The 13,037-nt window shown below is 60.9% G+C and carries 14 protein-coding genes and 2 tRNA genes; 6 read left to right on the top strand and 10 right to left on the bottom strand.

What is annotated here, in order from left to right; translation table 11 throughout:
- Positions 1-5 precede the first annotated feature (5 nt).
- Positions 6-983 carry an adenosine kinase gene (locus ACWNRM_RS06465; protein ID WP_485169882.1) on the bottom strand — a complete coding sequence of 326 codons (978 nt, stop codon included), beginning with the start codon at positions 981-983 and terminating at the stop codon, positions 6-8.
- 477 nt (positions 984-1,460) lie between these two features.
- Here ACWNRM_RS06465 and ACWNRM_RS06460 point away from each other — a divergent pair, with 477 nt between their 5' ends.
- Positions 1,461-1,976, top strand: coding sequence for a bactofilin family protein (locus tag ACWNRM_RS06460; RefSeq protein WP_485169883.1), 516 nt, complete (start codon positions 1,461-1,463; stop codon positions 1,974-1,976).
- 80 nt (positions 1,977-2,056) lie between these two features.
- On the opposite strand, the gene ACWNRM_RS06455 is transcribed toward ACWNRM_RS06460, so the two are convergent.
- Positions 2,057-2,806: a GcrA family cell cycle regulator gene (locus ACWNRM_RS06455; RefSeq protein WP_485169884.1), complete on the bottom strand. Its 750-nt coding sequence runs from the start codon at positions 2,804-2,806 to the stop codon at positions 2,057-2,059.
- Between the two features lie 206 nt (positions 2,807-3,012).
- Positions 3,013-4,197 carry a ribonuclease D gene (gene rnd / locus ACWNRM_RS06450; protein WP_485169885.1) on the bottom strand — a complete coding sequence of 395 codons (1,185 nt, stop codon included), beginning with the start codon at positions 4,195-4,197 and terminating at the stop codon, positions 3,013-3,015.
- A 29-nt stretch (positions 4,198-4,226) separates the two neighbouring features.
- Between rnd and queF the strand changes: the two genes are divergently transcribed.
- Positions 4,227-4,697 (top strand): preQ(1) synthase, encoded by a 471-nt coding sequence (gene queF / locus ACWNRM_RS06445; protein WP_023979818.1) that lies wholly within the window; start codon positions 4,227-4,229, stop codon positions 4,695-4,697.
- A 318-nt stretch (positions 4,698-5,015) separates the two neighbouring features.
- Here the strand turns inward: queF and atpC are convergent, their stop codons facing one another.
- From atpC to atpH, 5 genes are read right to left on the bottom strand one after another with little or no spacing between them, the layout of a single operon-like run.
- Positions 5,016-5,435 carry an ATP synthase F1 subunit epsilon gene (gene atpC, locus ACWNRM_RS06440; RefSeq protein ID WP_485169886.1) on the bottom strand — a complete coding sequence of 140 codons (420 nt, stop codon included), beginning with the start codon at positions 5,433-5,435 and terminating at the stop codon, positions 5,016-5,018.
- Positions 5,436-5,439: 4 nt separating this feature from the next.
- Entirely contained in the window at positions 5,440-6,894 is a 1,455-nt protein-coding gene (gene atpD, locus ACWNRM_RS06435) for a F0F1 ATP synthase subunit beta (protein WP_023979815.1), read from the bottom strand.
- Between the two features lie 26 nt (positions 6,895-6,920).
- Positions 6,921-7,796, bottom strand: coding sequence for a F0F1 ATP synthase subunit gamma (locus ACWNRM_RS06430; RefSeq protein WP_485169887.1), 876 nt, complete (start codon positions 7,794-7,796; stop codon positions 6,921-6,923).
- A 9-nt stretch (positions 7,797-7,805) separates the two neighbouring features.
- Positions 7,806-9,341 (bottom strand): F0F1 ATP synthase subunit alpha, encoded by a 1,536-nt coding sequence (atpA, locus tag ACWNRM_RS06425; protein WP_485169888.1) that lies wholly within the window; start codon positions 9,339-9,341, stop codon positions 7,806-7,808.
- Positions 9,341-9,889 (bottom strand): ATP synthase F1 subunit delta, encoded by a 549-nt coding sequence (gene atpH / locus ACWNRM_RS06420; protein WP_485170044.1) that lies wholly within the window; start codon positions 9,887-9,889, stop codon positions 9,341-9,343. The genes atpA and atpH overlap by 1 nt, the downstream gene beginning before the upstream one ends.
- A gap of 469 nt (positions 9,890-10,358) precedes the next feature.
- Between atpH and ACWNRM_RS06415 the strand changes: the two genes are divergently transcribed.
- A complete protein-coding gene (locus tag ACWNRM_RS06415) occupies positions 10,359-10,919 on the top strand; it encodes a cupin domain-containing protein (protein WP_485169889.1) in 561 nt (186 codons plus the stop codon).
- 82 nt (positions 10,920-11,001) lie between these two features.
- Here the strand turns inward: ACWNRM_RS06415 and ACWNRM_RS06410 are convergent.
- Positions 11,002-11,075 (bottom strand) — tRNA-Gly (locus ACWNRM_RS06410).
- Positions 11,076-11,259: 184 nt separating this feature from the next.
- Here ACWNRM_RS06410 and ACWNRM_RS06405 point away from each other — a divergent pair.
- From ACWNRM_RS06405 to nusG, 3 genes are all read left to right on the top strand, one after another.
- Positions 11,260-11,336 (top strand) — tRNA-Trp (locus ACWNRM_RS06405).
- Positions 11,337-11,419: 83 nt separating this feature from the next.
- Positions 11,420-11,716 carry a preprotein translocase subunit SecE gene (secE, locus tag ACWNRM_RS06400; RefSeq protein ID WP_485172177.1) on the top strand — a complete coding sequence of 99 codons (297 nt, stop codon included), beginning with the start codon at positions 11,420-11,422 and terminating at the stop codon, positions 11,714-11,716.
- 11 nt (positions 11,717-11,727) lie between these two features.
- Entirely contained in the window at positions 11,728-12,258 is a 531-nt protein-coding gene (gene nusG / locus ACWNRM_RS06395) for a transcription termination/antitermination protein NusG (RefSeq protein ID WP_023979810.1), read from the top strand.
- A gap of 119 nt (positions 12,259-12,377) precedes the next feature.
- On the opposite strand, the gene ACWNRM_RS06390 is transcribed toward nusG, so the two are convergent.
- Complete coding sequence (locus ACWNRM_RS06390) at positions 12,378-13,037, bottom strand: PqiC family protein (RefSeq protein WP_485172176.1); 660 nt, start codon at positions 13,035-13,037, stop codon at positions 12,378-12,380.

The following is a 13,037-nucleotide window of genomic DNA, read 5'->3' as shown; positions in this document are numbered from 1 at the left end:
AGCCTTCAGGCCTTGAGCGCGAAATCCGCGGCAGGGCGTGCGCCCATGCGGGTAATGATCGCACCAGCAGCTTCGTTGCCCAGACGGCCACATGCTTCGAGGCTGCGGCCCTTGGCCAGTCCAGCCAGGAATCCGGCAGCGAAGGCATCGCCAGCACCCGTCGTATCGACCACCTTTACGGGTTCCGTCGGAACGACCAGCTTCTCGCTATTGGAGAGAATGACCGCGCCCTTTTCGCTGCGGGTCAGCACGACAAGGGCAGCGTCACGCCCGGCCTGCGTGGCGGCGGCATCGAAATCCTCGGTCTCGTAAAGGGCACAGATCTCGGACTCATTGGCGAAGAGAATATCGATATGCCCGGCGACCAGCGCACGAAAGGCAGCATGATGGCGTGCCACGCAGAACGTATCCGACAGGGTCAGGGCCACGCGGCGACCGGCCTTGTGCGCCGTCTCGGCCGCAAGGATGAAAGCGGCCTGCGCGCGGTCCTTGTCGAACAGATAGCCCTCCATATAGGTCACGGCGGCGGCGGAGACGGCGGCCTGATCCACATCCTCGGGTCCGAACTCGGTGCAGATGCCCAGATAGGTGTGCATGGTACGCTGCCCGTCAGGCGTGACGAGAATGATGCAACGCGCGGTGGGGCGATCGGCATTCCGGACGGGGGCTGAGGGGTAGAACAGCTTCTGCGCGGCGATGTCTCGGGCATAGCCAAGCCCTGCCTCATCATCTGCCACCTTGCCCAGATACCCGACGCGAGCGCCCAGACGGGCGGCAACGACTGCCGTGTTGGCGGCGGAACCGCCCCCCATGATCTGCTCCGGGGTGATCTTTGCCTCGATAGAAGCGGCCTGATCGGCATCGATCAATGTCATGCTGCCCAGTGGCGAACCGAGCGCCGTCAGTGTCTCATGTGAAACCGGCGCGAGGATATCGACAATCGCGTTGCCGATGCAGAGCAGATCGAGAGTGGGTGCAGTCATGAGGGCTCCGATGCGATGAAATTTAGTGGAGAAAACAAGGTTCACGCCTTGAAATCAACATGATCAGACGTGATCGTAATGTTGCGTGAACGACAGGTTCGGCATTCTTTCCGACAGGCCATGACACAAGAGCGGGTCAGGGTCAAAAACCGCGAAAACCTGCTGTTTATCTGCTTGTCGCTTGCGCAAAATAACGTGTAAGCCGGGTCAGGGCGCAGAGTATCCCTCGGGTGATTTTGCGTCTGCCACCAGCCGCCAGCGGCACCCGAACCGCCACCTTTCAGAACGCGCAGCGGGGTTCTCTTGTTCAAACGACGCAAACCAGAAGATACAGCAAAGCCCTCATCTTCAGGTGCATCGGCCAGTATCGGCCAAAAACCGGCTGCCCCCACGACGGGCAGCGCTTCGCTTTTCCCCGAGCGTCCGGCCCCAGCGGCTGACGCCTCACCAGCCTCACAAGTCAAGGATTCTGCCGCGATGGGTCGTTCGCCGTTCCCCACCCCTCCCTCACCTGCAACGCCTGCCACCCCGGCAGCCCCAGCCCGTCCTGCAGCCGCAGCAGCTTCGGCACCTGGCGGGCGCCGTGAAGTGACCGACCGCCGTACGCTGGTCGTTGGACGCGGTATTTCAGTGCAGGGTTCGATTCAGGATGCCGAACGCCTTGTTGTCGAGGGAACGGTTGAGGCCACCCTGCTTCAGGCAACCGAGCTTTCCGTTGCACAGGGCGGTGTCTTCCGCGGTGAAATTGAAGTCGAGGATGCCGACCTTGCGGGCACGATCGACGGCACGCTGACCGTCCGTGGCAATCTGACCGTGCGTGCTACGGGCCGTCTGATTGGCAAGACGCGCACCCGCCGTCTGCAGGTCGAGGATGGTGGCCAGATTACAGGTCATCTGGAAATGATCACAGGTGACATGCCTGCCCGCCCGACCCCCGTCGAGGCCCCTGCCCCCGCAGCTGAGAAGACTGAAGAGACCACGCCTTCAGCCTGATCCCTCTTGGCCATATGCAACAGAAAAGCCCGGTCCTGTCAGACCGGGCTTTTCTTTATTCATCCTTGTTCAGGCCCGTTTCAGCCAACGCTTTCGCGACGGTCACGCAGCTTTACATAAGCAATCGCGCAATGCTCGGCGCAGTAGGGCTTGCCGGGAACGGGCTTGGCTCCGCAGAAATGGAAGCCCGGGGTTCCAGGATCGCCGTTGGGCCAGCAGCAGGCCGGACCACGACGCGGTGACGTATCGGCCGTCAGCGGGCGCAGGAGCGGGCGGAGCATCAGATCTGGCGCCATGGTCTTGGCCTCTGCGGATTTGCGGGGCGGAGCGGATTTCGCGGCAGTGGCAGGCTCATCTTCGCTTGTCGCAGCGGGACTGGCCGAAGCCGATCCGGCAGCAGACGATGTCGGCGTGGCGGCGATCGGGCGGCCAGCCATGACCGGGGCCGGCGCATCCTCTACCAATGCAGCAGGTGCTGCCTTGACGCCGACAACTTCACTGGCCTTTTTCTGCACCGCCTCGACGGGCTTTTCAGCAGCTTTGGCAGGCAGCTTTTCGCTGGCCGGGATTGTGGCCGGTTCCGCAGCTTTTGGCGCGACAGATTCAACGAACGGCGCCGATGTGGTATCCACGCCCGTCTCAGGAGCAGCATCCTTGCGGGACTTGGCCCCTGCACGGATGGGCGAAGGGCGCGGCGGCAAACCAAGACGATGAGCCTTGCCCACGACAGCATTTTTCGTGATCGAGAGCTGTCGCCCGATCTCGGCTGTCGATAGTCCTTCCTGCCAAAGCGTCTGAAGACGGGAGATTATTTCGTCAGTCCATTCCATCGCCCGTGCTCCTCATTCAGTCCTGTGACGTAAAACTAGGGTGTCGCTACGACTTGCTCAATCCATAAACAGGATTTTTCTGTGATGAGACTGGCGCATAAACACACAGCTCTTGCCCAAGTCAATCAGAACCCGGATGAATTACCAAAGAATGACGTGATAATCCCTGACTACCCCGCCGATCCCGCCATGACGCCAGCTCTGGGTCAGGCTTGGTCGTTGCGTATCAGCCTGACCGAGCGGCCTTCGACAGCAAGCTTGATATCACCGCGCAGCAGCGCAAGGGCGTCCTCCCCGAAAACGGCCCGACGCCATCCCTTGAGAACCGGGCTATCGGTTTCACCCAGTGCCAGACTGTCCAGATCCTCACCCGTGGCGACAAGCTTGGGGGCTACGCGGTTGGCCTCGCAGCTGGCGGCAAGCACGACTTTCAGCAGCGCAACCAGTGCAGCAGAGGGCTTGGCACCCTCGAATTTGCGCGGCGGCCGCGGAAGGTCCGTCTCGGGCAGATCGAGACCTGTCTGGATCGCCGCCAGAAGACCTGGCGCCGCCTTGCCCTCTGCAAAACCACGCGAAACACCCCGCACGCGGGAGAGAGCGTCAGTATCCTGCGGGCGAACAGCGGCAATTTCGAGCAGGCTCTCATCGCGGATAAGGCGCTGACGCGGGATGTTCAGCGCCTGTGCCTCGAGTTCACGCCATGCCGCAACCTCACGCAAGACGCCAAGCATGCGACGGTTGTTGGTACGGGCCTTCAGCCGCTCCCACTGGCGGCGCGGATCAGGGCGGAAGGTAGCCGGATCATTCAGGATGGCAAGCTCGGCATCTGCCCAGTGCAGACGGTTCTGCTTTTCCAGCTCATCGTGCAAGGCAAGATAGACATTGCGCAGATGCGTGACATCGGCTGCGGCATAAGCGATTTGTGCCTTGGACAGGGGACGCGCTGCCCAGTCGCTGAAGCGATGGGTCTTGTCGATGCTGGCCCCGGTAATGGCATTGACCAGCGTGTCATAACCCACCTGATCACCATACCCTCCCACCATCGCCGCCACCTGAGTGTCGAAAATGGAGCGCGGCAAGGCGTCGAACAGATGCAGAAAAATTTCCAGATCCTGACGGGCAGCGTGAAACACCTTGACGCAGCTTTCCGTTGCCAGCAGATCGGCCAACGGCGCAAGGTCGATCCCCGGTGCCAGCGTGTCAATCACGGCAACATCCGACACACCGCCAAGCTGCACCACGCAAAGTTCCGGCCAGTATGTATGCTCGCGCACGAACTCCGTATCGATCGTAACGAACGGCTCCTGCTTGAGTCGGGCGCAGAGTTGCGCCAAATCGTCTGTAGAAGACACGATGACTGGGGCTGGGAAACCGGCTTGAGACACTTGCATTCCCCATCCATACATCAGGGCAGACCCACATGACCACATCAGAGAACGATCTCGCGGCACTCAGCCAGCTTGGCCGACAGACCGTGCAACCGGACAGCCCGGAAACCGCGACGCTCGAACGTGTGCCGAGCCCGCATAAGGGCCGCGATTATGTGGTGCGTTTCACCGCACCTGAGTTCACATCACTCTGCCCGGTGACAGGTCAGCCCGATTTCGCGCATATCGTGATCGACTATATTCCGGATGAGTGGATCGTCGAGAGCAAGTCGCTCAAGCTCTATCTCACCAGCTTCCGCAATCATGGCGCATTTCATGAGGATTGCTCTGTCAGCATTGCCACGAAACTGGTCGAGGTGCTGAACCCGAAATGGCTGCGTATTGGTGCCTACTGGTATCCACGCGGGGGTATTCCCATCGACGTGTTCTGGCAGACTGGCCTGCCGCCCGAGGGCGTGTGGGTGCCTGCACAGGATGTTCCCGGCTATCGCGGTCGCGGCTGAGGTTACGAGGCTAATCTGGATGGGCTGAACAGCGGCAGTGGCTCTATCCGGCACGGAGGCGCCCAAGATCCCGCCCTGTCTTTCCGCTTCTATTGCGGGGACATCGTGGCTGCGCCCGGGGCGCTGTCCTGTCGCTGGTATCCAAGACGATGGTGCGACAACACCGTCTCACGCCAAGACCTGACGTCAGAGCTGATGACGCCCCGCGAGCCAGCGCCAGATTATGACTGCATTCCAGGCAAACTCAGTAAAGGACCGAACAAAAAAGGCCGGCGCCCACAGGGGCAGCCGGCCTTTCCAGTGAAAAATTATGCCCAATCAGTAGATCGGGTGTGCAGCCTCGGCCGCCTCGATCGCAGCACGCGTGGCCTGAATCTTGCGGGAGATACGCTCGATATCGGCAAGATCATCAGCCGCGACATTGGTCAGCTGGAGCTCAAGAGTCTCAAGACGCGATTCTGCGTCGGTCAGGACGATGTCCTTGATCGGCAGGGCCTCGTCAGCCAGAATCGTGCAGCGATCAGCCGTGATGTCGGCGAAACCACCGGAGACGAAAAAGCGCTCGGTCACGACGCCACCCTCGTAAAGGGAGACGACGCCACCGCGCAGCAGGAGCATGATCGGCGCATGATCCGGCATGGCCGCGATATCGCCTTCCTCGCCCGGGATGACTGCCATTTCGACTTCCTTGCGGAAGAGCAGCTTTTCCGGGCTGATGATTTCGACCTGAACCGGCATGGGCTTACGCCGACTCCTTCATCTTCTCGGCCTTGGCGATCGCTTCTTCGATCGGTCCGACCATGTAGAAAGCGCCTTCCGGCAGGTGGTCATACTCACCGGCCACAATGGCCTTGAAGCTGCGCACGGTGTCATCGAGTGCGACCAGCTTGCCCGGCGAACCCGTGAAGACCTCGGCCACGTGGAAAGGCTGCGACAGGAAGCGCTGGATGCGGCGTGCGCGCGCCACGACCTGCTTGTCCTCTTCCGACAGCTCATCCATGCCCAGGATCGCGATGATGTCCTGCAGGCCCTTATAGGTCTGAAGGATACGCTGCACGTCACGGGCCACCTGATAGTGCTCTTCACCGACGATCTTGGGGTCGAGCGAGCGCGAGGTGGAGTCAAGCGGATCAACTGCCGGATAGATGCCCATTTCCGCGATCGAGCGGTTCAGCACGGTCGTGGCATCAAGATGGGCGAAGGTCGCAGCAGGAGCCGGATCGGTCAGATCGTCGGCAGGCACGTAAACGGCCTGAACCGAGGTGATCGAGCCCTTCTTGGTGGAGGTGATGCGCTCCTGCAGGGCGCCCATCTCGGTGGCCAGCGTCGGCTGATAGCCCACGGCCGAAGGAATACGGCCCAGCAGAGCCGAGACTTCCGAACCGGCCTGGGTGAAGCGGAAGATATTGTCCACGAAGAACAGCACGTCCTGGCCTTCCTCGTCGCGGAAATATTCTGCGAGAGAGAGGGCGGACAGGGCCACGCGGGCGCGGGCGCCCGGCGGCTCGTTCATCTGGCCATAAACCAGCGCCACCTTGGAGCCAGCCGTCGAGCCGTCTTCACCGATCTTGATCACGCCGGCATCCTGCATTTCGAAATACAGGTCGTTGCCTTCACGCGTACGCTCACCGACACCGGCAAAGACGGACACGCCGCCATGAGCCTTCGCGATGTTGTTGATCAGTTCCTGGATGATGACGGTCTTGCCAACGCCAGCGCCGCCGAACAGACCGATCTTGCCGCCCTTGAGGTACGGGCAGAGCAGATCGACAACCTTGATGCCGGTGACCAGAATCTCGGAAGCCGCGGCCTGGTCCTCGAAGGAGGGAGCCTTGCGGTGGATCGGATAGTGCTTGTCGGACACGACAGGGCCGCGCTCATCGACGGGCTCGCCGATGACGTTGAGGATACGGCCGAGCGTCGCCGGGCCAACCGGCACCGTGATCTGGGCACCGGTATCCTTCACTTCGCTGCCACGGACCAGACCGTCGGTGCTGTCCATGGCGATGCAGCGCACTTCGCGCTCACCAATTTCCTGTGCCACTTCGAGCACAAGGGTCTGGTCGCCAATCTGGACGTGCAGCGCATTGAGGATATGCGGCAGCGTGCCTTCGAACTGGACATCGACCACGGGACCGCGGACCTGCGTCACGCGACCCACGACGTTGCTGCTGGCAGACGACAGAGTTTCGGACATCGTATTTCGGCTCCTGCGTAAAAGTCTCAGACGGCTTCAGCGCCGGAGATGATCTCGATAAGTTCTTTGGTGATGTTGCTCTGTCGGGTGCGGTTATAGCGCTGCGACAGAGAGTCGATCGCCTTGCCTGCATTCCGTGTCGCGTTATCCATGGCGGTCATGCGTGCGCCCTGCTCGCCAGCTGCGCTTTCGAGAAGCGCTGCATAGAACTGCACCTGGATGTTACGCGGCAGAAGCTGAGCGAGCAGCTCGGCTTCATTGGGCTCAAATTCGTATTGAGCGCTATATTCTGTCTGGTTGTCGTTCTCCGGCACCGACAGGGGCACCAGGGCCTCTTCTGTCGGTGTTTGCGTCATGGCGTTCACGAAGCGATTGAACACAACCGTCACGCGGTCGACCTGACCGGAAGTCAGCAATTCCGTCACACACTCGCCAAGCTCGGCAGCAGCCTGAAACTGCACCTCGCGGCCGCCTGTGCCCGTGATACGATCAACAAGCCTGGTGGGGAAGATGCGCGCCATGGCATCGCCGCCCTTGCGGCCGACGGGCAGGATGCGCACCGTCTCGCCCTGTGCTTCGAGACGCGCCACGATCTGACGCGTTGCACGCACCAGATTGGCGTTAAAGCCACCGGCGAGACCGAAATCGCTGGTCAGAAGAACAACGAGATGGGTCGATCCCTTGCCGCCTTCGAGCAGGATCGGCAACTCGCCCTGACCAGCTGTTGCGACAGCCAGCTCGGCCAGCATGCGACGCATGGCAGCAGCATAGGGACGCGAGGCCTCGGCATGCTTCTGAAAACGGCGCAGCTTGGAAGCTGCGACCATCTTCATGGCGCTCGTGATCTTGCGCTGTGATTTCACGCCCGCGATCCGGGCGCGTAGTTCCTTCAGCGAGGGCATGATCCGTCCTTAGGCTGCAAAGCGCTTGTTGAACGCCGTAAGCAGCTCGGTCAGCTTGGCTTCGACTTCCGGCTTGATCTGACGATCAGTGCGGATGGCGTCGAGAATGTCCTTGCCCGGGCCGCGCATCTCGGCAAGCAGGGCGGCTTCGTAGCGAACAACCTGATCGACCTTCACCACGTCGACAAAACCACGCGTACCGGCAAACAGCACCACAACCTGCTCTTCAACCGGCAGCGGCGAGGTCTGGGGCTGCTTCAGCAGTTCCGTCAGACGGGCGCCGCGTTCCAGCTGCTTGCGGGTTGCGGGATCAAGATCGGAAGCAAACTGCGCGAACGCAGCCATCTCACGATACTGGGCCAGGTCCAGCTTGATCTTGCCGGCAACCTGCTTCATCGCCTTGATCTGGGCTGCGGAGCCGACGCGCGACACCGAACCACCGACGTTCACGGCAGGGCGGATGCCCTTGTAGAACAGATCTGTCTCAAGAAAGATCTGACCGTCCGTGATCGAGATCACGTTGGTCGGGATGTAGGCGGCAACGTCACCAGCCTGCGTTTCGATGACCGGCAGAGCCGTCAGCGAACCACCACCGAACTCGTCGGACATCTTGGCAGCGCGTTCGAGCAGACGCGAATGCAGATAGAACACGTCACCCGGGAAAGCCTCACGGCCCGGCGGACGACGCAGCAGCAGCGACATCTGGCGATAGGCCACGGCCTGCTTGGACAGATCGTCATAGCAGATCAGGGCGTGCATGCCGTTGTCACGGAAGAACTCACCCATCGAGCAGGCAGAGTACGGTGCGAGGTACTGCATCGGTGCCGGGTCGGATGCCGTAGCGGCGACAACGATGGAGTATTCCATCGAGCCTTCTTCCGTCAGCGTGCGAACGAGGTTGGCAACGGTCGAACGCTTCTGGCCGATCGCAACATAGATGCAGTAAAGCTTCTGCTTCTCGTCACCCGTGGCGTTGACAGGCTTCTGGGCCACGATGGTGTCGATCAGAATGGCGGTCTTGCCGGTCTGACGGTCACCAATCACGAGTTCACGCTGACCGCGGCCAATCGGCACGAGGGCATCGATCGCCTTGATACCGGTCTGCATCGGCTCGCACACGGACTGGCGCGGCATGATGCCCGGAGCCTTCACTTCGGCGCGCTTCATGACGACGTCGGTCAACGGGCCCTTGCCGTCGATCGGGTTGCCGAGCGCGTCAACAACGCGACCCAGAAGACCCTTGCCGACCGGCACTTCAACCACGGCGCCCGTACGGGTGACGGTGTCACCTTCACGGATGCCATCGCCATCGCCGAACACGACGATACCGACGCTGTCCTCTTCGAGGTTCAGCACCATGCCGCGGTCGCCCGTGGCCTGGAAATCGACCATTTCGCCGGACATGGCATTCGACAGGCCATAGACGCGCGCGATACCGTCACCGATGGACAGGACGGTGCCCGTCTCGGAGACCTGCGCTTCGTCATTGAAGGACGCGATCTGCTGCTTGAGGATGTCCGAAATCTCTGCGGGACGGATATCCATCACGCGGCTCCCTTCATGGCATTCTGGATGCGGGTCAGACGCCCGCGAATGGAGGTATCAAAAAGCTTGGCGCCAATCTGCACGACGAGACCACCGATCAGCTCGGGCTGAACGCGCTCGATCATGGAGACACGGGCATAGCCCGCCTCGGCCAGGCGAGTCTGCAAGGCACTGCGCTGACCAGCCGTCAGAGGCTGCGCGCTGCGCACTTCGGCAATCGTCTCACCACGACGCTTGGCGTCGAGGGCAAGGACGGCACCGAGAATTTCATCAATGCGTGATGCACGACGGTTGCGTGACACCACACCAGCAAAGCGCTTGAGCGTCTCGCTGAAGCCCTGCGCCTTGAGAACAGCCTCCAGGCCCTGACCTGCCTGTCGGGAATCGAGGCTCTGGTCGGCCAGAAACTCGCGCAGTGCCGCACTTTCCGCAATCAGCTTGCGCAGGGCGCGCACCTGATCCAGCACTTCAGGGAGCACCGATTTCTCTTCAGCATATTCATAGAGCGCGAGAGCGTAGCGTTGCGCCATGCCCCCCGACGCATCCATGCTGACCTGCGGTGCCTCGGCTGTTTCGACCACTGTCACGTCCGGCGTTCCCACCCCAATTACACAAACATCCTGATGACCATCGCGACCACACTGCAGGGCATATGCCCGACGCATCGTTCATGGAACCGATCGATCATGACTCAGATAACGAGACTGTTCGTCCCGATTCCGCAATAACGGATCAGGCCTCGCCGGGCGTCTAGCACGCAGGCCGCGCAAAGCGCAACTGACACTCTATGGCCCAAGGCAACGAAATCGCAGCGTTGTCTCTCTCTTCTGGCACAAGACACCTGCCCGGATGCCGGCCTTTCATGTTGGCGCACGCGCGAGCTCAAGGCAGCGCCATGACTCTCCCGCCGGGACACCCGATGACGGGCCAGTTTGTTCCCGAGGTTGCACTTATGCGTGTGATTTTGCCAAAACCCCGTCACCACCCCCAACAAAGAGCCAAAGGCCCCCTTGCCTGATGTTTGCCGCCTACCTTGCCCGCCCCCAGCCCTGTCGCCGCACGCTATCTTCTATTTCGATTCTGGCAGTGATGATGCCCTTCACGGCTTTCGCCCAACCCGAGACGCCATCCGTCGAGCAACCTGCCGGTGTACCTTACTGGGATAACTGGACTGATGCGCAGGGTGTGAGCCATCTCACGAAATGCAAATTGAAGAATTTCACCCTGAGCCGCCTTGCTGCCCACGCCGATCCGCAGTGGGTGAATCATGCCCAGCAGGGTGAGGCGCGCATGGTGACCAGCATTCAGCCCGCCCACTGGAAGGGTGGCTGGCACGCCCCTGAGAGCGTGCAATGGATCATCCCCATTCAGGGCGTCTGGTTTGTGCAGAGCATGGATGGGACGCGCGTCGAGCTGAACCCCGGTGATGCTCTTCTCAGTGAGGATGTCGGGGCAAAACCCGATGCGCAGGGCCATGCAGGGCATCTGTCCGGGAATGTGGGCGACGCGCCGGTTGCCCTCATGATCACGCAATTTGCCTCGGCCCATGCAAGCCACCGGTCCTGCGCGACGGAATGACGGGGCGACATGCGTCAGCCCACGGCAGGGCGTGAGATATTCGCCTTGAAAAAGGACTGATTTTTCCGGGAGGGATATCGGCTGGAGCGGGCGAAGGGAATCGAACCCTCCTCAGAAGCTTGGAAGGCTACTGCATTACCACTATGCTACGCCCGCGCTTCAGCTGATGGCTCTCCCTAACGCCGATCCCGCACTGAAGCAAGAGACAGTTTTGCTCGAAAAACTGCAAATGATCTCTTGACTTAAAAGCCCGAGCGCCGCATTACGCCGCAAGTGGTCTCGTCATGACCCAACCCGACCGGATGTTTCATCCTCGACGGTTGACCAGGCGGACGACGCTAGGGGTGTAGCTCAATTGGCTAGAGCGCCGGTCTCCAAAACCGGAGGTTGAGAGTTCGAGACCCTCCGCCCCTGCCACCACGCCGCAGCCGCTGGTTTGCCCCAGCGAGCGGAGTCGGGCGCGGTATTCCGCCACGCGCGGCTTTCTGAAGAATATGAGGATGACGGTGTCGGTCACTACCCCAAAACATGGGTCGCAGCAGTCTTCGCCCTCCAAGGGAGGCGCTTCGAAAGATGCCCCGAAACCCTCGTCCAAACCAGCCGCACGTTTCAATCTGGTTCAGTACCTGAAAGACGTGCGTACGGAAGCAACCAGGATCACCTGGCCGACGCGCCGTAACACGCTGGTCACCACGGGCGCCGTCCTTGCCATGGCTGCCCTTACCTCTGTTTTCTTTTTCGTTGTCGACCAGGTCATCGGGCTTGGCGTGCGCGAACTCTTTGGCGTTGGAGGCTAAGACGAACAACCATGGCTAAGCGTTGGTACGTCGTGCATGTCTATTCCGGGTTCGAGAAGAAGATTGCGACCCACATCAAGGAACAGGCAGCCCAGAAGGGTCTAAGCGACCAGTTTGAGGAAGTGCTGGTTCCGTCAGAGGACGTCACCGAAGTTCGTCGTGGTCGCAAGATCAATGCCGAGCGCAAGTTCTTCCCCGGTTATGTGCTGGTGAAAATGGAACTGACCGATGATGCATGGCATCTGGTCAAGGACACACCCAAGGTCACCGGCTTTCTGGGAACGCGCAATCGTCCATCGCCCATCACTGAAGCCGAAGCCGAGCGTATGCTCAAGCAGGCGGAAGAAGGTGTGGAGCGTCCGCGTTCTGCGCTTACCTTCGAGATTGGCGAACAGATCCGCGTGGCCGATGGCCCGTTTACCTCTTTCAATGGCGTTATCGAGGAAGTGGACGAAGAGCGTTCGCGCCTCAAGGTCAGCGTCTCGATCTTCGGTCGTTCCACCCCGGTGGAACTGGACTACACTCAGGTCGAAAAGCTCTGAGCGTCTCGCGATAGACAAAAAAACCCGCCCCCGAAAGGAGGCGGGTTTTTTTATGCCCTCTGCCACTGGGCAGGCAAACCTGCCTCCCCAACGGGGTCGGGGCAAAGCCCCGCTTACCTTCAGGGCGTGATCGGCAACACCGGCAGGACGCGAATTTTCTGCGCGGCCAGATCAGCAAGCTGGCCGGTTAATGTACTGAGGCCCGCTACGAGCGTGTTAGGCCGTTTGTTGTCCAGATGGGTCTGAAGCTGCACCGGCACAGTGAGGTTGGGGCCGATACCCGGCTTATCGCCATGCACCGAAAGCGATCCCGTCAGCAGGGCGTTACCCTGCTGATCGGCGTTGAACGCCGTGATCGTGACCTCAACGAAAGCCTGTGCCTTGGTCGAGACGGCATCGTTCTGCGCAAAAACCGTGCTGCCCGGCAGGCGCTGGGCCAGATCATGGGTAAGGACACGACCAATCATGTCACCAATCGGCTCGCTCCAGGCATTCCCTTTGGCAATTTCAAGCTTGTAGTCCTTGTCCTGTCGCACGATTTCGTCGCGATCGAGGCTGGCCGTCACGACCGGGGTTCGCACTTCTACCGTAACCGGCCCACCGGATTGCGCCACACCAGGAACGGCCGCCACAGAATAAAGCGTTGGGTCGCTGCCGCAGGCGGTCAGTGCAGTGCCCATGACACCCAGCATCAACGCGCTGGCGCATAGCCGAGGCATCACGCGCCCCACTGACGGGGAACGCGATTGACCGAGGAGAGGGAAGGAAAAAATCTGCAC

The organism is Asaia sp. A2, from assembly GCF_057319415.1.
Note: the sequence above shows the minus strand (reverse complement) of the source record. Positions and strands in the feature narration are given on the sequence as shown.

Excerpts from the sequence above, each read along its gene's own strand:
- ACWNRM_RS06430 (WP_485169887.1), bottom strand. The coding sequence starts at position 7,796 with ATGCCCTCGCTGAAGGAACTACGCGCCCGGATCGCGGGCGTGAAATCA.
- atpA (WP_485169888.1), bottom strand. The coding sequence starts at position 9,341 with ATGGATATCCGTCCCGCAGAGATTTCGGACATCCTCAAGCAGCAGATC.
- atpH (WP_485170044.1), bottom strand. The coding sequence starts at position 9,889 with ATGGATGCGTCGGGGGGCATGGCGCAACGCTACGCTCTCGCGCTCTAT.
- ACWNRM_RS06460 (WP_485169883.1), top strand. The coding sequence starts at position 1,461 with ATGGGTCGTTCGCCGTTCCCCACCCCTCCCTCACCTGCAACGCCTGCC.
- ACWNRM_RS06465 (WP_485169882.1), bottom strand. The coding sequence starts at position 983 with ATGACTGCACCCACTCTCGATCTGCTCTGCATCGGCAACGCGATTGTC.
- rnd (WP_485169885.1), bottom strand. The coding sequence starts at position 4,197 with ATGCAAGTGTCTCAAGCCGGTTTCCCAGCCCCAGTCATCGTGTCTTCT.
- atpD (WP_023979815.1), bottom strand. The coding sequence starts at position 6,894 with ATGTCCGAAACTCTGTCGTCTGCCAGCAGCAACGTCGTGGGTCGCGTG.
- atpC (WP_485169886.1), bottom strand. The coding sequence starts at position 5,435 with ATGCCGGTTCAGGTCGAAATCATCAGCCCGGAAAAGCTGCTCTTCCGC.
- ACWNRM_RS06455 (WP_485169884.1), bottom strand. The coding sequence starts at position 2,806 with ATGGAATGGACTGACGAAATAATCTCCCGTCTTCAGACGCTTTGGCAG.
- nusG (WP_023979810.1), top strand. The coding sequence starts at position 11,728 with ATGGCTAAGCGTTGGTACGTCGTGCATGTCTATTCCGGGTTCGAGAAG.
- ACWNRM_RS06415 (WP_485169889.1), top strand. The coding sequence starts at position 10,359 with ATGTTTGCCGCCTACCTTGCCCGCCCCCAGCCCTGTCGCCGCACGCTA.
- queF (WP_023979818.1), top strand. The coding sequence starts at position 4,227 with ATGACCACATCAGAGAACGATCTCGCGGCACTCAGCCAGCTTGGCCGA.
- secE (WP_485172177.1), top strand. The coding sequence starts at position 11,420 with ATGACGGTGTCGGTCACTACCCCAAAACATGGGTCGCAGCAGTCTTCG.